The following is a 19621-nucleotide window of genomic DNA, read 5'->3' as shown; positions in this document are numbered from 1 at the left end:
AGTTCAGCTGACGATGCCCAGGTGCCAGGGCACGAATTCGTGGTCGCCCAAGCCGAGTCCTTCGCTCTTGGTCTGTTCGCCGGACGCATGGCGCAGGATCTGCTGGAAGATGCGCTCGCCCATCTGCGGCACGCTCAGCTCGCCGTCGAGGATCAGGCCGCAGTTGATGTCCATGTCTTCTTCGAGCCGGGTGTACATGGCCGTGTTGCTGGCCAGCTTGATCGTCGGTGCGGGCTTGCTGCCGAACATGGAGCCGCGCCCGGTCGTGAAGCAGATCAGGTTGGCGCCGCTGGCGATCTGGCCCGTGGAGGCCACCGGGTCGTAGCCCGGCGAATCCATGAACACGAAGCCGCTTTGGGTGATGGGTTCGGCGTATTCGTAGACGGCCTGCAGCGGGGTGGTGCCGCCCTTCATGGCCGAGCCCAGCGATTTCTCGAAGATGTTGGCCAGGCCGCCGGCCTGGTTGCCGTGGCCCACCACGCCGTTGAACTGCGCGTTCTGGCCCGCGGCATAGCGCTCCCACCAGGCCAGCCGGTCCAGCAGCTTCTGGCCGACGGCGGGCGTGACGGCGCGGCGCGTGAGCATGAATTCCACGCCGTGGATCTCGGGCGTCTCCGACAGGATGGCCGTGCCGCCGTGGCGCACCAGGATGTCCATGGCCGCGCCCAACGCGGGATTGCAAGTGATGCCCGAGAAGCCGTCCGAGCCGCCGCACTCCAGGCCGATCTTGAGGTGGGAGGCGCTGACCGTGCTGCGGCGCGCGGCGTTGGCCGCCGGCAGCATCTCCTCGATGGCCGCGATGCCGGCCGCGATGGTGGCGCGCGTACCGCCCACGTCCTGCATGACCATGGTGCGCATCAAGCTGCCGCGCTCCAGCCCCTGCGAATCGACCAGGCCGTCGACCTGGTTGCGCTCGCAGCCCAGGCCCACGATCAGCACGCCGGCCAGGTTGGGGTGGCGCGCGTAGCCGGCCAGCGTGCGGCGCAGCACGTCGAAGTGCTCGCTGGGCGAGGACATGCCGCAGCCGCTGGTCTGCGCGAACGCGGCCACGCCGTCCACGTGCGGGAAGGCCGCCAGCCGCTCGGGCGTGAAGTGCGCGGCGATGTTCTTGATGACCGTGGCCGAGCAGTTCACCGACGACAGGATGCCGATGAAGTTGCGCGTGCCCACGCGCCCGTCGGCGCGCACGAAGCCCTGGAACGTCGCGCGCTGGTCCTCGGGCAGGTAGTCCACGGGCCGCACGTCGGTGCCGAAGGCCGGGTCGCGGTAGTAGTCGACCAGCGCGATGTTGTGGGTGTGCACGTAGTCGCCGGGTTCCAGGTCGCGCGTGGCCACGCCGATCACGGTGTCGTACTTGCGCACGGGCTCGCCGGCCGCGATGCGGCGCGCGGCGATCTTGTGGCCGGCGGGGATCTGGGCGCGCGTGCGTACGCCGAATTGCGCGAGATCCTGGCCTAGCGCCAGCGGCGCCTTGGCCACGAGCACGTTGTCGTTGGGATGCAGGTGCAGCAGCAGGGAGCCAGGGTCGTGGGTCATGGTGTGGTGGAGCAGCGGATCAGCCGCGCAGGAGTTCGCGCAGCTTGAGTTTGTCGATCAGCACGGTTTCGCGCTGGTAGACCTGGTTCACGTACTTCTCGTAGTCGGGGCCGTCCAGGTACAGCACGGGCGCGTCGATTCTGTCCGCGACCGCCTTGAACTCGGCACTGGCCACGGCCTGGCGGAAGGCATCGCGCAGCTTCGCGGCAATCGCCGGGTCCAGGCCCTTGGGCGCGCCGATGCCGTTGGGCGCATCGACGACCACGTTGTAGCCCGACTCCTTGAGGGTGGGCGTGTCCTTGAAGCGCGGCGTGCGCTGCTCGCCCCAGGTGGCCAGCAGGCGCAACTTGCCAGCCTCCACATGCGGCGCCCAGGAGCTGGAGTCGGCCAGCGCATCGACCTGCTTGCCGAGAACACCTTGCAGCGCCTCGGCGCCACCCTTGTAGGGCACGTTGGTCAGCTGGATGCCGGCCACGGATGCGAACTCCTCCATGCCCACGTGCGTCGCCCCGCCGAGGCCGGCATGCGCGTAGGTCAGCTTGCCCGGATTGGCCTTGGCGAAGGCCACGAACTCCGCGAGCGTCTTGTACGGCGAATCCACCGGCACGGCGACGCCGAAGGTCTGGCCCGAGGTGCGGGCCAGGTAGCTGTAGTCCTTGCGCGGGTCGGCCTGCAAGGTGCCGATCTGCGAGAAGCGCGTGACCGAGATCGGGATCTGGCCGATGGTGTAGCCGTCGGGCCGGGCCGAGGCCAAAGCCTTGGCGCCGATCATGCCGGAGGCGCCGGCGCGGTTCTCCACCGCGATGGCCTGGCCCAGCACCGTGCTGGCCACCTGGCACAGCGCGCGCATGGACTGGTCGGCCGTGCCGCCGGCCGGCCAGGGGCAGATGAAGGTGATGGGGCGCTCGGGGAAGGTGCTGGCATGGGCGCTGCGCAGCGCGGACAGCGGCAGTGCGGCGGCCAGGGAGCCGAGCACCAGTTGGCGGCGGGAAGTTTTCATCTTGTCTCCATGCAGTGCGGTTCGTGGGAGCTGCGGATTGTGGTCACTTCAAGGATTCCAATCCAATGAGATAGAGGACTATCTTCATAGCCTGGAGGTTATGCTTGCCGGATGGCCGACATCGACCGCGTCCTGCGTTCCAACCTCAAGCTGCGGCATCTTCAGCTGCTGGTGGCGCTCGACCAGTTCCGCCACCTGGGCCGCACGGCGGAGTTCCTGTCGGTCACGCAGCCGGCGGTGTCCAAGACGCTGGCAGAGATCGAGCGCATGTTCGGCCTGGATCTGTTCGTGCGCTCCACGCGTGGTACCGAGCCCACCGCCTACGGCTTCACGGTGGTGCGCTTCGCGCGCTCGGTGCTGGCCGACTACGCGCGCACGCAGGACGAGATCGCTGCCGTGGCCAGCGGCGGCGCCGGCCGCGTGACCGTGGGCGCCATGGTGGTCGCCACGCCGGGGCCACTGGTGCAGGCGGTGCAGTTGCTGAAGGCACGTTCGGCGCTGACGACCGTGCTGGCCGAGGAGGGAGACCTCACACGCCTGTTGCCGCGCCTGCGCGTGGGCGAGCTCGACCTGTTCGTCGGCCGGCTGGAGCCGGGCTATGCCTCGCCGGACCTGGAGACCGAGGCGCTGTACCGCGAGCCCATGGCCATCGTCGTGCGGCCCGACCATGCGCTGGCCGGCGTCGCCAAGCCGCACTGGCGCGACCTCACGGACCAGCCCTGGGTGGTGCCGCCGCCCTGGGCGTCCTCGCGCATCAAGCTGGAGCAGATGTTCTACAAGCACCGGCTCGCGCCGCCGGCGGACATCGTGGAGACGGCCTCGTTCCTGGTCACGCTGTCCTTCGTGCGCGAGCGGCCGGCCGTGGGGTTTCTCGCGCAGGGGGTGGCCCGGCACTTCGAGCGCGAAGGGTTGGTCAAGGTGCTGCCGCTCAAGGTGCCGATCGAATTGCCACCGGTGGGCATCATCACGCTGCGCTCGCGCGTGCGCACGCCCGCGGCGATGCTGCTGATCGATTGCCTGCGGCAGGTGACAGCGGGCGACGCGCCATCGGCCTGAACGCGCACAGGCAGGATCGAATCTCCGGTGTGCGCGGCGCGGTGTGCGAGGCACTGCGCCGCGTGTCGCGCCTCACCGCCCTTTGACGGCCGCCCCCCGCACCTCGATGCGCACCTCGTCGAGCACGGCGCCCGACGCATCGACCAGCTGCAGCCGGTGCCGGCCCGGCCACGGCAGCCAGGCCAGTTCTTGGCCGCGGCCCAGCGGCCGGCCGTCCATGCGCCAGCGGGCATCGGCGCCCTGGGCACGCAACTGCAGGCGCTGGTGGGCGGGCGGGATGTCGGGGTCCAGCGCGACGATGCTGCCGTCCACGGGCGCGTGGATGCGCGGCGTGGCGGCGCGGTCGTCCTGGGTGCCGGCCAGCGCGAACAGCGGCTGCGCCGTGCCGGGCAGGAACCATTCGCGGCGTGGCGCCTCCAGCGCATCGCCGAAACGCACGGCGGCCTGCTCGACGCCGGCCGGCGCACGCGGCGCACGGCTGGGCACCGCACGGTGCAGCTGCTGCATGAGCGCGGCCCAGATCGGCGCCGCGCCGCTGGTGCCGCTGACGTCCCACATCGCCGCGCCACCCGCGTTGCCGACCCACACGCCCACGGTGTAGCGCTCGGACCAGCCGATGGCCCAGTTGTCGCGCATGTCCTTGCTGGTGCCGGTCTTCACGGCCGCCCAGCCGCGCGTGGCCAGCACGCTGTCGGTGCCGAAGGTCATGGCGCGCGCGAGCGGGTCGGCCAGGATGTCGCCGACGATGAAGGCCGCGCGCGCATCGAGCACGGCCGGGCCGGGCGCGGGCCGCGGGCCGGGCTGCAGGCGCACGGGGCCGGCGTGGCCGCCATTGGCCAGTGCGCGGTAGGCGTTGGTCAGCGCCAGCAGAGAGACCTCGGCGCTGCCCAGGGCCAGGCTGGTGCCGTAGTAGTCGCCGCCGTGGGCGAGCGCCAGGCCCAGGGCCTGCAGCTGCCGCGCGAAGGCATCGGGCGAGACCATCACCAGCGTGCGCACGGCGGGCACGTTGAGCGAGGAGGCCAGTGCCGTGCGCACCGAGACCCAGCCCTTGAAGCGGCGGTCGTAGTTCTGCGGGATGTACAGGCCGGCCGGCGTGGCGATGTGGGTGGGTGCGTCTTCCAGCAGCGAGGCGGCCGTGAGCCGGCCCTCGGCGATGGCCTGGGCATACAGGAAGGGCTTGAGCGTGGAGCCGGGCTGGCGCAGTGCGAGCACGCCGTCGACCTCGGCCGCGCGGGACAGCGTGCCCGAGGAGCCGACCCAGGCCAGCACCTCGCCGCTGGCGTTGTCCAGCACCACGAGCGCGCCGTCCTGCACGTTGCGCCCGCGCAGCTCGCGCAGGTGCTGGGCCAGTTGCTGCTGGGCGAAGCGCTGCAGGCCGGCGTCCAGGCTGCTGCGCAGGCTGGGCGCGCCGGTGCTGTCCTCGTGCAGCAGCCGGCGCGCCAGGTGCGGCGCGATGCCTTCGCTGGCGGCCCAGCTGCGGCGCTGCAGTGCGCCCAGCGTGAGCAGCTCCAGGCCGGCGCAGTCGGCCGCACCGGTGCTGTCCTTGAGCACCGTGCAGGCGCGGCGCGCGACCACGGCCGGTGCCGCGTTCGGCCCGCGCACCAGGGCCGCGGCGATGGCGGCTTCGCGCGCGTCCAGCCCGTGCGGCGCCTTGCCGAACAGGCTGCGCGCGAGCGCATCGATGCCGACGATCTCTCCGCGCAACGGCACCAGGTTCAGGTAGGCCTCCAGGATCTGGTCCTTGCGCCAGCTGCGCTCCAGCCGCTGGGCGGCCACGGCCTGGCCCAGCTTCTGGCCCACGCTGCGCCCGCCCGGGCCGACGCGCCAGTCCTCGTCCAGCAGGCCGGCCAGCTGCATGGTCAGCGTGGAGGCGCCGCGCGTGCGCTGGTTCCAGAGGTTGGCCCAGGCCGCGGCCGAGACGGCGCGCCAGTCCACGCCGCTGTGCTGCCAGAAGGCGCGGTCTTCGCTCAGGACCAGGGCGGTGCGCAGCGCGGGGGAGATGTCGGCCAGCGCGACCCAGGGGCCGCGCCGCACGTAGGCGTCGGTGCGCACGCGCTGCAGCAGCTGGCCATCGCGCGCGAGCACCAGGGTTTCCGACGGCCGGTGCGCCGTGCGCACCTCGTCGTAGGAGGGCAGGGCAAACGCCAGCGTGCTTGTGCACGCCAGCAGCACGGCCAACCACATCCTCTTCACGGCGCCTCCACCTTCAAGCGCGCATTCGGCAGCTCGCCGAACATCTCGGGCGCGTACATCGCCTCCACGCGCGTGGGCGGCAGCGCGAACTCGCCCACGTTGTTGAGCCGCACCGTGTAGCTGGTCTGGACCTCGCCCTTGGGCAGGAAGCCGTAGTAGCTGCGGAAGGCTTCGAAGCCGCGCTCCTCGAAGGCCGGCCAGGCGTTGCCTTTGCTGCGCTCGCCCTGGGTGGCGATGGCGGAATCGCGGCCCAGGCCGCTGCCCAGGATGGTGGCGCCGCCCGGCACCGGGTCGGACAACACGACCCAGCTCATGTCCTGCGCGGCCGTCACCGTGAGCTTGATGCGCAGGATGTCGCCGCGTGTATAGCGGCCGGGCCTGGCTTGCTCGACGGGAACGACCTCGCGCCCGATGCGGTAGCCGCCGTCGAACGGGGTTTTCACTTCCACCGCGGCCAGCGACTGCAGCGTGAGCCAGGGCTTGCCGCTGCCTTCGTGCGTGGCCTGCAGGGTGGCTGCCGACGTGCCGGGCCACGGCAGGAACTGGGCCGGTGGCGCACCCTTGCTTGGCCAGTCGGCGCGCACGTTTTCGCTGCCGAGCTGGGCGCGCGTGCTGCCGCTGACGGGATCGGCCTCGTACTTGGCCGAGAACCTGCGCAGCGCCAGGCTGCCCCACAGGTTGGCCGTGGTGGTCTGCCAGGCGCCGCGCTGCTGGCGCGCGATGAGGCCGCTGGCCAGTCGACCCATGTCGGCCTGCCAGCCGGCCTCGCCCTGCACCGCCAGCAGCAGGCGCGCGGCATTGGCGTCGGTGTTGGCCATCAGCCACCACCAGGCGTCGCCCTGCTCGGTGGAGAAGCCCACGCGCGTGCCCGAGAACGCGAGCCGCGTGCGCAGCAACTGCTGGGCCTGCTCCAGCCGCTGGGCGCGCTGCGGCACGTCCTGCACGCGCTGCAGGATCTGCAGCCAGTCCAGCAGCGCATGCGTGGGCCATTGCTCGGGCGCGAGCGTGAGGCTGGACAGCATGCGGCCCTGTGCGCGGCCCGTGCGCGACAAGGCCTCCAGTGCCGCGAGCTTGCGCACGTCCAGGTCGGCGCGCGGGCTCCAGAAGCTGCGCTGCAGGCGGCCCTCGACGAAGGCCAGCAAGCCGTCCTCCATCTGGCGGCGCTGTGCCTCGGGCAGCGCGAAGCGCGGGTCCAGCGCAGCGGCTTCGTGGCTCACGGCCAGCAGGTAGGCCGTCAGCGTGTCGCTGCCGCGTGCGGCCTCGCCGTCGCGCGGCGGGAAGTAGTTCGCCAGGCCATCGCTGTCCAGGTAGGTGGGCAGCTGCGCCACCACGCCCTTCCATAGGGCCTCGTCCTCCAGGCCCAGCGCGCGGCTGGCACTTTGCTCCAGGCAGCTGTAGGGGTAGCGCTGGAACCAGTCGCGCACGCCGGGCAGGCCGTCGGCCAGGCGCGGCTGGAGGGCCAGCGAGAGGCCGCCGCGCGGCTTGCCGTTGGTGGCCAGGGCCTGGGCCGGCGGCTGCACGGACTGTGTGAACGGCCCGTCGATCTGCACCAGCGAGGCCTGCTGCACGGTGATCGGCACGGCTGGCACGATGCGCTGGCTGGCCTTGAGCGCGTCGCGCGCGTTGCCCGACAGGTCACGCGCTTCGACCTCCCACAGGATGGCCTCGGCGCGCGTGTGCGCGAGCTGGGTCGGCGCCACCACGTCCCAGGTCGCCTCGCGCGCCTCGTTCGGCGGGATCTCGATGGTCTGCGGCGCCAGCTCGAGCAGTGTGGCGCGCGGCTTGAACTCCACCCGCATGGCCTTGGCCGTGGTGTTGCGCAAGGTGAACTGGGCGCGGAAGCGGTCGTCCTCGCGCACCAGCGGCGGCAGGCCGCTGATGATCTGCAGGTCCTGCGTGGTGCGCACGCTGGCCTGGCCGGTGCCGAACAAGGCCTGGCCGCTGTCGGCCACGGCGACGATGCGGAAGGTGGTCAAAGCATCGTTGAGCGGCACCTCCACCGTGGCCTGCCCCTGTGCATCGAGCTGCACGCGCGGGTTCCACAGCAGCAGCGTGTCCAGCAGCTCGCGCGTGGGGTTGCGGCCGCCGCCTCCGCCGGCCGGCACCGCCTTGCGGCCGTAGTGGCGTCGGCCGATGATTTCCATCTGCGCCGTGGCGGTCTGCACGCCCCAGGCGCGGCGCTGCAGCATGGCGCCCAGCAGGTCCCAGCTGTCGTTGGGCGCCAACTCCAGCAGCGCCTGGTCGACCGCGGCCAGCGCCACCTCGGCGCCCGCGGCCGGCTTGCCGTCGGGCAGCTTGGCCGTGATGCGCACCTGCACGCGCTCGCGCACCTGGTAGCTCGTGCGGTCGGGCTGCACCTGCACATCGATGCGGTGCGCACGCGTGCCGACCTTGAGTTCGGCCACGCCGAGCCGGAAGGCGGGCTTGGACAGGTCGACCATCGCGCTCGGCGCCACCACTTCGTTGCGGCCGTTCCAGAACGCGCTCCACCAGCTGCGTGGCGCCTTGTAGCCCCAGGTGAAGAACGAGTACCAGGGGACTTCGCGCAGCCGGCCGCGCAGTACCAGCGCGCTGACGTAGACGTTGGGGCCCCAGCCTTCCTGCACCTTCAGGCGCAGCGTCGGGTCCTGCCCGCTGAGTTCCACCACCTCGTGCCACAGCACGCCTTCGCGTTCGACGGTGACCAGCGCCGTGGCCTGGCGGAACGGCATGCGCACCTGCAGCGCGGCGGTGTCGCCGGGTTGCAGCTCGCGCTGTTCGGGCAGCAGGTCGATGCGGTCGTGGTTCTCGCCACCGAACCAGAGTTCGCCCTGGCGCGTGACCCAGACCGAGCTGGCCGCCTGCACGCTGCGGCCGGCCTCGTCCTTGGCCGTCACGACCAGCTCGACCTCGCCGCTCTGGCCCAGTTGGGCCTCGCAGAGCAGCAGGCCGCGCGCATCACTCTTGCCGCTGCAGACACTGCCGAGGTCCTTGGTCTCGCGCTTGGTGTCGTAGGTGTAGAACCCGCCGACCATGCGCTTGCGGCTGGTCGTGGCCACATGGGCCTGGGCGCGCACGTCCAGCGCCACACCGGCCTTGGGCTTGCCGGCCAGGTCCAGCGCCAGCGCCTGCAGCTGCACCTTGCCGCGCGCCGAGACCCAGCCCTCGGTCTTGAGGCCGGCGACCACGCCGGCCGGCCAGACCGTGTGCGTGCCGCGCAGCGTCTGGATCTCGCCGTTCGGATCGGCGTAGCGGGCTTCGAGCAGCAGCTCCTGTGCGCGCGGGGCTGCGGGAATCTCGGGCAGCGCCACGCGGCCCGCGCCCTGGGCGTCCAGCGTCACGGGCAGCTTGTTGGCGATCACGCGCGGGCCGTTGCTGGCCTCGGATTCCTCCTCGCCCTCATCGGAGTTGCCCTGGCGCCGGTCGCGCGGCGGCGCGAAGCTGAAGGCGTCATAGCCGTCGAATTGCAGCCAGCGTTCGCGCAGCAGCGCCGAGACCTCCACGGGCAGCCTGGCCGCGCCGCCGCCGGCCACGTAGTTGACCTGCACATTCGCGGCCAGCGCGCCGGGCTGCACCAGCGGACCGCTGGTGGCGGGTGTGACGCGGCCTTCCATGACGGGCAGGCGGAACTCCTCCACGCGGAAGCGACCCGACGCCAGGCTGCGCTCGGCCTCCTGGTCGATGCCCACGAGTTCGATCTGGTACTCGCCGAGCTTGGCCGCGGGCGGCAGCTTGAAGCTGCTCTGCGCGCTGCGCCCGCCCGTGGCCGAGTCGCGCCAGGCCAGCGGCTGCTCGAACTGCTGGCCGCTGCCCACGTGGGTGATGCGCAGGGTGGCTGGGCGCCAGGCGGCCGGCGCGAGGCCGGCGCTGGTCTCGGTGCGCAGCAGGTGCTTCATGCCCACGGTCTCGCCGGCGCGCAGCAGCGTGCGGTCCAGGATGGTGTGGGCGCGCAGATCGGGCGCCACCTCCTGGCTGGTCGGCAGGTCGAAGCGCCAGGGCTCGATGCCGCGGTTCCAGTCGCTGAAGGTGAAGGCCAGGTCGTCCACGCCATCGGCGCCGCGCGCGCGGGCCGTGACAAACCAGGCGGCGGCGGCTTCGTCCTGCGCACAAGACGGTGGCTCGGGCGACAGGCCCTGGAGCTGCACCACGCCCTGGGCATCTGTCTGGCCGCTGGCGGCTTCACGGCCGCGGCAGTCGTTGACGACGACGCGCGCGCCGGCCACGGGCTTGCCGCTGTCCAGCGCCGTGACCCAGGCCAGCGCGTTCTCGCGGCCGAGCTTGAAGTGCACGCCCAGGTTGGTGACCAGCGCGGCCGTGCGCACGACCATGGTCCGCTCGGGGCCGTAGCGTTCGTCGAGCAGGGCGTGGCCCAGTTGGCGCGAGGTGATCTCGACCACGTGGAAGCCCGGCGCCATCGGGATTCCGACCACCTCGAAGGGACGCGCGTCGCTGCTGTCCGCGGCCGGCAGCTTGAGCTGCTGCACGCCGTTCTGGCCGGCCAGCAGCGACAGCATGCGCGACTGCACCCAGCCCTTCTGGTCGGGATCGACCACGCGCGGCAGCGCTTGCTTGAGATCGGCCGCGGCCTGCTTGCGCTCGACCTGGAAGCGGTCGTAGCGCTGCACCTTGCGCCACCAGGCGAGGATCTCGGCGTCGCTCTGCGGACGCAGCGTGGCCACCTGGCCGTCGGCGATGCGCAGCGCACCCACGCCGGGGGCAGCCTCGATGCGGCGCACGGTCACGGGCAGCAGCGGCGGGCCGTCGGGCTCGGCCAGGCGCTCGACGATGCCGAAGGGGCTGGAGGCGAACTTGGCCAGTGGCGGCATGGCGCCCGTGCGCACCGCGAGCGGGAAGCTGTCGGCGTTCTCCAGCGGCCGGTCGGAGGCGTCGCGCAGCTTGGCCGGCAGCGTCAGCTGGTAGTCGGTGCTTTCCGTGAAAGGCGGGTCGAAGCGCAGGCCGTCGATGAGGGCGTCGGTGCTGTCGTCGATCTGCGGGGCGATGCTGCGGCCACCGCCCTGCAAGCGGATCGCCTGCGCCTGCTCGCGCGACAGCGGCGCCGTGAACTGCAGGCGCAGCGGGCGGATCGGCAGGCAGTCGGCCTGGGCGTTCTCGCGCTCGCAGCTGAAGCTGGCCGTGAAGGGCTCACGCACCTTGAAGTCGAAGCGCTTCTCCACGCGGTTGGCGACGCCGCTGGGCGTGGCCACGCCAGGGCCGTAGACGATCTGCAGGTCGGCAGAGGGCGGCAGGCGCCGGTTGCAGGCCAGGGTCTGCACGGCCAGCGGCGACTTGGCGGACTCCTGCTCCAGGTGGCGGGCCTTGAGCAGCGCGGCGCGTTCGGCGCCCTCGACCAGGCGCACGGGCACGCGCTCGCCGATGCCCTCGACCGCGCACCAGACGTTGGCGCGCACGCTGTCCAGCGTGGCCGGGCCATTGAGCCGCAGCACGAAGAACTGCTGCTCGTCGACCTGGCCGCCGTAGGGCCAGGTGCTGCGCACCACGGGGCCGCCGGTCTGGAAGGTGAAGCGCGTGCGGCCCGTGAGTTCCAGGCTGGTGTTGGCCGCCACCTCGCAGCGCTGGCCGGGTGGCAGGTCGTTCTCGAACTGCCAGACCCATTCGCGCGCGTTGTTCCAGCGGCCTGTGCCGCGGCCGGCGGCCTCGTCGGCACAGCGCACCGTGGCCGGCGCGGCGGCACGCGCGTCGCCGAAGCGCGTGGCATCCTGGTCGAAGCGCAGGACGACCTGGCGCGCCTGGGCCACTTCGCCCTGGGGCGTGACGGCGGTGATCTGCAGCGCTTGGGCGGCAGGCGCGGCCAGGGCTGCGAGGAGGAGGGTGGAGAGCAGGGGTTTGAGCGTCACGCTGGCGGTCCTTCTTTTTGGCCGCCGAGGTTAGCTCAGCTGCGTGGCCGCTTGCGCTCGCGTGCGCGCAGCGTGCGCTGCCACTCGGCCAACCGTGGATCGGTGCTGGCGTGGCTGGCGATCAGCTGGTCGAGCAGGATGTTCTGGTCGGTGCTGACTTTCTCGGGAAAAACGGGTTCGATCTCCACCAGCTGCACACCGCGCGGGCCGCTGTGCCGCAGCGGAAAACCCAGGCCAGGCAGCTCGTAGCGCTGGCGGTCGCGCTGCAGCGCCAGCGTCTGCACACCGTCCAGCGTGGGCACGGTCACAGCGCGGTTGGCCATCCAGGCGAAGCCATCGACCGGCAGTTTGCAGTGCAGGCTGCCGTCGCCTTGCAGCGTGAACAGCGGGTGTGGTGCCACGGCCACCTGCACTTCCAGGTCGGCCGGGGCGCGGCGCGCCGCCACATGCAGCAGGTCGCCCTCACGCACGCCAGGAGGGATGCGCACCTGCACTTCGTATTCCTGTTCGGCCAGCGTGCCGCTGCCTTCGCAGGGCGCGCAATGCTCGCGCGCGATGCCCGTGGCGGCGCAGTCCTCGCAGTCCTCGGGCTGGCCGGGCCAGCCGAACCAGGCAGAAGGGCGCACGAAGGTCCCGCTGCCGCGGCAGCGCCTGCAGCGGCTGCCCAGCACGCGGTGGCCCAGGCCTTCGCAGTGGTGACAGGTGGGCGTGAACTTGCCGCGCAGCGCCTTGATGCAGCCGGCCGCGGCCTCTTCCAGCGTGAGCTTGAGCTTGCGGTGGATCGGAGGATGGGCCGGCCGCGCTGGCTCGGCCGGCGGCGCAGGCTCAGGCGCGGCAGCAGGCTCCGCAGCACCGTCGCCGCCCTGGCGCGCGCGCTGGATCGCTTCGAAAGCCTGGTTGATGCGCTGCATGCGCGCCACGGCCTGGGCACTGGCATTGCGGTCCGGATGCCAGCGCGACGCCAGCCGGCGCCAGGCGGCCTTGATCTCTGATTCGCTGGCGTCGTTGGGCAGGCCCAACTCGGCAAAGGCTTGGTCGTTGCCCACGTGCTTGTTCTCTCCAGCGGCAATGGTAGCCGAAGTTGTTGCGCTGCAGCATTTTCCGAGACAGGCGGCTTTTCCCCGGTTTATCGGCGCTTTGGTCTGGGCGGGGCGGGCTCAAATCCCAGGCTCGTGTCACAACAAGTTACAGGGAGTTCCGATGCGATCCACCGCCGCGCCGTTGTCCGCCACGCCACCTGCGATCTCGCGGGGGCAGTTGATCCGCGAGCTGTCCGTCTTTGCCACGCCGCGCAACAAGAGCGGCGCGCTGCTGCTGCTGCGCGACGGTGCGCTGTACTGGGGCCTGTGGGCCGCCGTGCTGCTGGCGCCCGCCATGGGCTGGAAGATCCTGGCCAGCGTGCTGCTGGGCATCCGGCTGACCTCCATGTACACACTGGCGCACGACGCATCGCACCGCACGCTGTTCGCCAGCCGCCGCTGGAACTGGATCGCGGCGCTGGCGCTGGGCGTGCCCTCGGTGCAGAACTACCGCATGTGGACGCACGACCACAACCATGTGCACCACCCGCGCACCAACGGTGACCACTTCGACTTCTACCGCCCGTTCTCCAAGGCCGAGTACGACGCGCTGAGCCCGCTGCAGCAGCTGGCCGAGCGCCTGTGTCGCGCGCCCAATGTGTTCGGCCTGTTCGTCTACTGGCTGGTGCGCTGGATCCCCACGCGCGTGTGGCCCAACGTGCGCACGCCGCAGGAGCAGCGCGGCGTGTCCATGGCCTATGCCGTGCCGCTCATGCTGTTCCATGGCGGCATGGTGGCCTTCCTGGCGCTGGTGGCGCCGCGCATCGCGCCCGTCGATGCCGGAACGGCCGTGCTGCTGGGCTGGTTCGGCCCGCTGATGCTGCACTTCTGGATCAGCAGCGCCACGCTCTACCTCATGCACACGCACCCCAACATCCCCTGGTTCAAGGGCGACATCGCGCGTTCGGGCGACTACGCCCCCGAGCTGTGCTCCACCGTGCTGACCACGCCGGACTGGTTCAGCAAGATGGTCAACAACGTCTACTGCCATGCCGCCCACCATGCGCACCATGGCATCCCGAGCTACCTGCTGCTGCCGGCGCAAAAGCGCATGAACGCGCTGCTGGGCAACCGGCTGGTGGTGGAGCCGCTGTCGCTGTTCTCGATGCTGCGCACGCTGCGCACCTGTAAGCTCTACGACTTCGAGCGCCACCAATGGACGGATTTCGACGGACTGCCGACGGCCGCGCCGATCAACCTGTCGGCGCGCAACGCGGTGGCGGAGAAGGCGGTGGCGCCGCAGCGCCAGTCGCAGCAGCAGCCCGCAACGGCCTGAAGCTTCAGCCCGCCACGCGCGTGGCCGTCCAGGCGGCGCCGTCCACGGTGCCGCGCATCGCGTTCCCTGCGACCTGCCCTGTGTAGGTCCGTCCGCCGGCCGTGAAGCGGATGGCCGCACCATCCAGCCGCGCCGCCGCCAGCGGCGCATTCGCGCCCAGCCGGCCCTCCAGCTTCTGAAAGCTCTGCGTGAGCACCAGCCGTTCGCCGCCCAGCTGCCAGTTGCCGCCGACCTTGGCCGGCACCACCCACTTGAGCGCATTGCAGTAGCCCGAACAGCCCTCGACCACGTTGAACGAATCGTCGGGCTCCCAGTCCTCCATCGTGAAGGAGTTGGACATCACGCGCGTGCCGGCCGGCATGTTCAGCAGGGTGGGCCGCAGCCGCATGTTGAGGTTGGGCAGCAGGAACAGCGTGACCACGGTGGCTTCGGAGAAGTCGGACGCGAAGATGTCGGCCTGCTCGAAGCGCACGCGGGCCGCCACGCCCTCGGCTTCGGCGGCGCGCCGCGACAGCGCCACCATGTCGGGGTTGTATTCGATGCCACGCGCCTGCGCGCCGCGCTTGGCCGCCGTGATCACGAGCCGGCCGTCGCCCGAGCCCAGGTCGACCAGCCGGTCCTGCGGCGTGAGCCCGGCCATGTCCAGCATGCGGTCGACCAGGGCCTGCGAGGTCGGCACCCACACCACGTCCTTGCCGCCCTGGCCGACCTGCGGCTGGTAGCCGCTGCCGCCGGATTGCGCCCAGGCCTGCGGGCCGATGCTGGCGGCGCCGAGCGCGGCAGCGAGGAAGGATCTGCGTGCAATGGTCATCGAGGCTCTCCTGGGCAAAGGGTCGGATGAAGGGACGGACGCACCTGCGGGCGGCTGTTGTGGCGCGGGCGGGACTGGCGATGGAGTCTGCCCGCGCCCGGATGTTCCGCGCTCAAGCCGTGCTGGCCGTGCCGCGCGCGCGCAGGCACAGCACCAGGCCCTGGATGGGCTGGCGCTGGTCCTCGCGCAACACGAGGGTCTTCTCCTGCACGATCTCCAGGCCGTGCTGTGCGGCCAGCGTGCGCAGAGGGGCCACGCCGTGGGCATAGCGCAGGCTGGGCCGCAACTGCAGCGCCTCGCCGTCGGACAACTCCACGGAGAACGCGAACACACCGCCGGGCTGCAGCACGCGCCGCAGGCCCGCGAACACCGCCTCGAGCGCGCCGACATAGATGAACACGTCGGCGGCCGCCACGAGGCCGTAGCGTTCGGGTGTCTCCTGCAGGTGGGCTGCGAGGTCGGCCTGCACCAGTTGGTCGTAGCAGCCGCGCGTGCGGGCCTGCGCCAGCATGGTGGGCGAGAGGTCCAGGCCGTGCAGGCGGCGTGTCAGCGGGCGCAGCAGGGGGCCGCACAGGCCGGTGCCGCAGCCCAGGTCGAGTGCGGTGTCCACCGCTGTGCCGGCCAGGGCCGCAGCCGCCGCCTGCGCCACGGCCTCGTGGGCGCGGTAGCGCAGCACATCCAGCAGGTGCGGCTCGAAGTCGTCGGCGTAGCTGTCGAACAGGCCGCGCACATAGGCCTGCGGGGCGCTGGTGGGTGTTGCGCCAGCGCCCAGGCCGGCCAGGAAGTAGCGGCACAGCGCGGCATCGGCACCGCTGGCCAGGGCCTGCTCGAAGGCGGCGCGCGCGGCGGCCGGGCGTTGCAGGTCGCGCAGCAACTGGCCCAGCAGCAGGCTGGCTTCGGCGAGGCCGGGGTCGAGTGCGAGCGCACGCTCGTAGGCGGGCAGGGCGTCGGCATGGCGCTCCAGCGCCTGCAGCGTCTGCCCACGCAGCTGGTGGGCGGCGGCGGTGGCCGGGTGGTCGGCCAGAAGGGCGTCCAGTAGCGCCAGCGCTTCGGCGTGGCGGCCGAGCTGGTTCAAGGCCAGTGCGCGCTGGAAGCGGCCGGCCGGGTTGGCAGGTTCCACTGCGGCCAGGGCATCGAGCGCGCGCAGCGCGTCGCCGGGGCGGCCCAGGCGCAGCCGGACCACGCCCAGGTTCAGCAGGGTGGAGGGCCGGTCCGGCACCAGGGCCGCTGCGGCTTCGAGCCGGGTTTCGGCCTCGGCGTGCCGGCCCGCCTCGGTCAGGCCCACGGCATCGAGGAACAGGGTCTTGGCTTGCGCGAAGGCGTGGTCGGTCGGTGCGTTCATGCGGCCGCAGCATAGCGGCTGGGCGCGGGCTGGCGGTGCGCATGCACGCAGCTCAGCACGCTGGCAGCCACGCAGGCCATGGCCAGCCATTCCGCCGTGCGCGGCGTGCGCCATTCCCACAGGAAGCCGTAGAGCAAGGCGAACAGGGTTTCGAACAGGATCATCTGGCCCACCATGGTCAGCGGCAGCAGCCGGCTCATGCGGTTCCACAGCGCGTTGCCGACCATGGACGCGGCCAGCGCCACGCCTACCACCACGCCGGCCAGGCGCAGCCAGTCGGCGCTGGCGTGCGTGCGCGCATCCAGCAACAGTGCGAACGGCAGCAGCAGCAAGGCCTGTGCGCCGGTGACCACGCCCGTGGCCAGGTTCCAGTCTTGCACCGAGACCTGCGGCCGCTGCGCCAGCGCGCGCGCGTTGCCGACCGCATAGGCGGTCCACGAGGCCAATGCGCCCACCGCGCAGAGCAAGCCCACCGGTGAGGCCGCGGCGCCACCGCCCAACGATTGCCAGCCGATGCACACGATGCCGGCCAGCCCGCACAGCAGCGAGGGGATGAGCCGGCGCAGCGGCACCGCGCCCTGCGCGCGGCTGCCGATCACGGTGACCGCCACGGGCAGGAAGCCGATCACGAGCGAGGTCATGGCGATGCCGCCCTGCTGCACGCTACTTGCCAGCAGCACGTAGTACAGCGTGTTGCCCAGCAGCGCCAGGCGCGCCAGCAGGCCCCAGTCGGCCCGGCCCAGCTGCGCGGCCAGCCGGCGCCGGCGCGGCAGCAGCAGCGCGCCGGCGAAGAGGCCATAGGCCAGGAAGCGGCCGGCCGTCAGCTGCAGCGGCGTGAAGCCGTGCGCCAGCTCCGGCGCGAGGAACACCAGGCCCCACAGGGCGCCCGCGGCCATGCCGCACAGGATGCCGGTCCAGGTGCCCTGGGCCGCGGTGGACGAATGGGAAGAAACCATGACCGCACTGTGGCGCGGCGGGCCACCGGCCGTCTCGGCCGTGGCTGCTGTCTTTTAGGCCGCGTCTCGCGCCGCGCGCCGGATCGCGGCCGGCGTGCTGCCGGTGGCGCGCCGCATGGCGCGCGTCAGCGCGTTCTGGTCGGCGTAGCCGGCCGCCAGTGCCAGTTCGGCGATGGGCCGGTCGGTGCCGACCAGCCATGCGCGCACCTGCTCCAGCCGCTGCTGCTGCAGCCAGGCCGCAGGCGTGCTGCCGAGCTCGCTGCGGAACAGCGCGTGCAGCCGGCTCGCGCTCAGGTGGACTTCCTGCGCCATGCGCTCGGCCGTCCACGGTGCACCGGGCTCGGCCTGCACCCTGGCCAGCAGCGCGCCCAGCCGCGACACCGCGCGCGGCGCCTGCTGGCCGAGCTGGTCCAGCAGCAGCGGCACCCAGTGCTGCAGCTGGCCCGTGGTGGCCGGGCCGCCCTGCAGCACCAGGCCCATGTAGTCGATGAGCCGCCAGGCCGCCGGCGCGATGGACTGGTAGGGCTGGGCGGCCAGCCGCTCCAGCAGCGGCAGCGGCATTTGATGCGCATCAAGGTCCAGGATCAGCGCCTGGTTACGCTCGTGGGACACCTGGGTGTGGCGCATGCCGGTCTCGACGAAGGCGGCCTGGCCCTGGCCGAGCAGGCGCTCGCGGCCGCCGATGTCCAGCAGCAGGCGGCCGGCCAGCGGCAGCACCAGCTGGGCATGCGTGTGGCGGTGTTCGTCCGCGGCCAGGCCGTAGCTGCGCAGATTCAGCGTGAACGGTGGTTTCGGCGGCATGGATGGCACGTATAGCACAGGCCTGCGTGGGCTGCGCACCTATGCTTGCCGCGTCCCGTCGCAGGCCAGCCATCCCCTCACAGTTCAGTGCTTCCAAAGGAGTTCTTGCGTGCTTTCGCCCATCCAGCTCATGCGCCGCTTTTCCATCCGCCTGCGCATGCGTGCCGCCATCGTCGTGGTGCTCGGCCTGTTCGCGCTGATCGCCGCCGCCGCCCTGGTCGGCCAGCAGCAGCTGCAGACGCAGAGCCTGCGCTTCATGACCGAGGGCGCGCAGGAACTCGCAGCGCTGGGCGATCTGCGCGCCGCCATGCACCTGGCGCGCCGGCAGGAGAAGGATGTGCTGGCCGCTTTCGCGGACGCCGCGCGCGCGGCCCGGCAGCGCGGCCAGTGGACCGATGCGCTGCGCCAGGCCCGCGCCGCGCTGGATGTGTTGGCCGCCAGCGCGGCCGGCGCCGTGCAGCAGGCGGCACGCGGTGCCCGCGAAGGCCTGGACGCCTATGCGTCCGCGGCCGGGCCGGTGCTGGACCAGGTGCAGGCCGGCACGCACGATGGCCTGGCCACGCCGGACCGGCTGCTCGAACCGGCCAAGCAGCGCATGGAGGCCGCGATGGCCGAGGTCGATGCGATGGAGCAGGCGATCGAACGCGGCATCGAGAAGACGCGCGCGGACTTCGGGGCCACGGCGCAGCGCGTGCAGTGGCTCTTCGGCGCCGTGCTGGCCGTGGTCGTGGTGGCCGTGGTGCCGGCGACGCTGGCCAATTCGCACTCGATCACCGCGCCCATCGTGCAGGCGCGCGACCTGGCCCAGGCGATCGCGGCCGGCGACCTCACGCAGCGCATCGCCGGCCAGGACGGCACCGACGAGCTGGCCGAACTGCTGGGTGCACTGGAGCAGATGCGCCAGTCGCTGGCGGCCATCGTCGGCGAAGTGCGCCAGACCTCGGACGCCATCGGCGTGAGTTCGGGCGAGGTGGCGGCCGGCAATGCCGACCTGTCGGGCCGCACCGAGCAGACCGCTTCCAACCTGCAGCAGACCGCCACCTCCATGGACCAGCTGACCGCCACGGTGCGCCAGAGCGCCGACGCCGCGGTGCAGGCCAACCAGCTCGCGACCACCGCCGCGGACGCGGCGCGGCGTGGCGGCGCGGTGGTGGCCGAGGTGGTGGCGACCATGGGCGAGATCAATGCCAGCAGCCACCGCATCGTGGACATCATCGCCACCATCGACGGCATCGCGTTCCAGACCAACATCCTCGCCCTCAATGCGGCGGTGGAGGCCGCGCGCGCCGGCGAGCAGGGGCGCGGCTTCGCGGTGGTGGCGGGCGAGGTGCGCCACCTCGCGCAGCGCAGCGCGGCGGCGGCGCGCGAGGTCAAGGACCTGATCGGCGCGAGCGTGGAGCGCGTCGATGCCGGCACGCGCCAGGTGCAGGCGGCCGGTGGCTCGATGCAGGAGATCGTGGCCGGCGTGCAGCGCGTGTCCGACACCATGGCGCAGATCTCCGCAGCAGCGCGCGAGCAGAGCCAGGGCATCGCGCAGGTCAACACCGCCGTCGGTGAGCTGGACCAGATGACGCAGCAGAACGCCGCGCTGGTGGAGGAGTCCACGGCCGCCGCGCAAAGCCTGCGCCAGCAGGCCGGCCGGCTCATCGAGATGGTGGCGGCGTTCCGGATCGCCGAAGCCGACGCGGCGCGCAACGCCGTGGCCCTGCGCTGAACATTCGCGCGCGCACTGTCGAC

12 protein-coding genes are annotated in these 19621 nt (G+C 72.0%); 3 read left to right on the top strand and 9 right to left on the bottom strand.

The window, feature by feature from the left end; all coding sequences use genetic code 11:
* Nucleotides 1-3: 3 nt before the first annotated feature.
* On the bottom strand, nucleotides 4-1536 hold the full coding sequence (locus ACSQ4M_RS28195) for a UxaA family hydrolase (RefSeq protein WP_436192693.1): 1533 nt from the start codon (nucleotides 1534-1536) through the stop codon (nucleotides 4-6).
* 19 nt (nucleotides 1537-1555) lie between these two features.
* Nucleotides 1556-2536: a tripartite tricarboxylate transporter substrate binding protein gene (locus tag ACSQ4M_RS28190; RefSeq protein ID WP_436192692.1), complete on the bottom strand. Its 981-nt coding sequence runs from the start codon at nucleotides 2534-2536 to the stop codon at nucleotides 1556-1558.
* A 111-nt stretch (nucleotides 2537-2647) separates the two neighbouring features.
* On the opposite strand from ACSQ4M_RS28190, the gene ACSQ4M_RS28185 reads away from it, so the two are divergent.
* Nucleotides 2648-3592, top strand: coding sequence for a LysR substrate-binding domain-containing protein (locus ACSQ4M_RS28185; RefSeq protein WP_436192691.1), 945 nt, complete (start codon nucleotides 2648-2650; stop codon nucleotides 3590-3592).
* 72 nt (nucleotides 3593-3664) lie between these two features.
* Here ACSQ4M_RS28185 and pbpC read toward each other — a convergent pair whose 3' ends face one another.
* From pbpC to ACSQ4M_RS28170, 3 genes are read right to left on the bottom strand one after another with little or no spacing between them, the layout of a single operon-like run.
* Nucleotides 3665-5776, bottom strand: coding sequence for a penicillin-binding protein 1C (gene pbpC / locus ACSQ4M_RS28180; protein WP_436194079.1), 2112 nt, complete (start codon nucleotides 5774-5776; stop codon nucleotides 3665-3667).
* 5 nt (nucleotides 5777-5781) lie between these two features.
* Nucleotides 5782-11619, bottom strand: coding sequence for an alpha-2-macroglobulin family protein (locus ACSQ4M_RS28175; RefSeq protein ID WP_436192690.1), 5838 nt, complete (start codon nucleotides 11617-11619; stop codon nucleotides 5782-5784).
* 35 nt (nucleotides 11620-11654) lie between these two features.
* On the bottom strand, nucleotides 11655-12665 hold the full coding sequence (locus ACSQ4M_RS28170; RefSeq protein ID WP_436192689.1) for a DnaJ C-terminal domain-containing protein: 1011 nt from the start codon (nucleotides 12663-12665) through the stop codon (nucleotides 11655-11657).
* Nucleotides 12666-12819: 154 nt separating this feature from the next.
* Here ACSQ4M_RS28170 and ACSQ4M_RS28165 point away from each other — a divergent pair, with 154 nt between their 5' ends.
* On the top strand, nucleotides 12820-13974 hold the full coding sequence (locus ACSQ4M_RS28165) for a fatty acid desaturase family protein (RefSeq protein WP_436192688.1): 1155 nt from the start codon (nucleotides 12820-12822) through the stop codon (nucleotides 13972-13974).
* Between the two features lie 4 nt (nucleotides 13975-13978).
* Here ACSQ4M_RS28165 and ACSQ4M_RS28160 read toward each other — a convergent pair whose 3' ends face one another.
* The 4 genes from ACSQ4M_RS28160 to ACSQ4M_RS28145 all read right to left on the bottom strand — a co-directional run bounded on the left by ACSQ4M_RS28160 (nucleotide 13979) and on the right by ACSQ4M_RS28145 (nucleotide 17884).
* Entirely contained in the window at nucleotides 13979-14785 is an 807-nt protein-coding gene (locus tag ACSQ4M_RS28160; RefSeq protein ID WP_436192687.1) for an SAM-dependent methyltransferase, read from the bottom strand.
* A 112-nt stretch (nucleotides 14786-14897) separates the two neighbouring features.
* The gene (locus ACSQ4M_RS28155) at nucleotides 14898-16127 is read right to left on the bottom strand and encodes a tetratricopeptide repeat protein (RefSeq protein WP_436192686.1); all 1230 of its coding nucleotides are present in this window, start codon (nucleotides 16125-16127) and stop codon (nucleotides 14898-14900) included.
* Nucleotides 16124-17083: a DMT family transporter gene (locus ACSQ4M_RS28150; RefSeq protein ID WP_436192685.1), complete on the bottom strand. Its 960-nt coding sequence runs from the start codon at nucleotides 17081-17083 to the stop codon at nucleotides 16124-16126. Before ACSQ4M_RS28150 ends, ACSQ4M_RS28155 begins: the two co-directional genes overlap by 4 nt.
* Before the next feature lie 54 nt (nucleotides 17084-17137).
* On the bottom strand, nucleotides 17138-17884 hold the full coding sequence (locus tag ACSQ4M_RS28145; protein ID WP_436192684.1) for an AraC family transcriptional regulator: 747 nt from the start codon (nucleotides 17882-17884) through the stop codon (nucleotides 17138-17140).
* 109 nt (nucleotides 17885-17993) lie between these two features.
* On the opposite strand from ACSQ4M_RS28145, the gene ACSQ4M_RS28140 reads away from it, so the two are divergent.
* Nucleotides 17994-19598 carry a methyl-accepting chemotaxis protein gene (locus ACSQ4M_RS28140; RefSeq protein ID WP_436192683.1) on the top strand — a complete coding sequence of 535 codons (1605 nt, stop codon included), beginning with the start codon at nucleotides 17994-17996 and terminating at the stop codon, nucleotides 19596-19598.
* Nucleotides 19599-19621: the final 23 nt, after the last annotated feature.

The sequence above is a fragment of the Pseudorhodoferax sp. LjRoot39 genome (genome assembly GCF_964253035.1).
Classification (GTDB): Bacteria; Pseudomonadota; Gammaproteobacteria; order Burkholderiales; family Burkholderiaceae_C; genus Pseudorhodoferax.
Note: the sequence above shows the minus strand (reverse complement) of the source record. Positions and strands in the feature narration are given on the sequence as shown.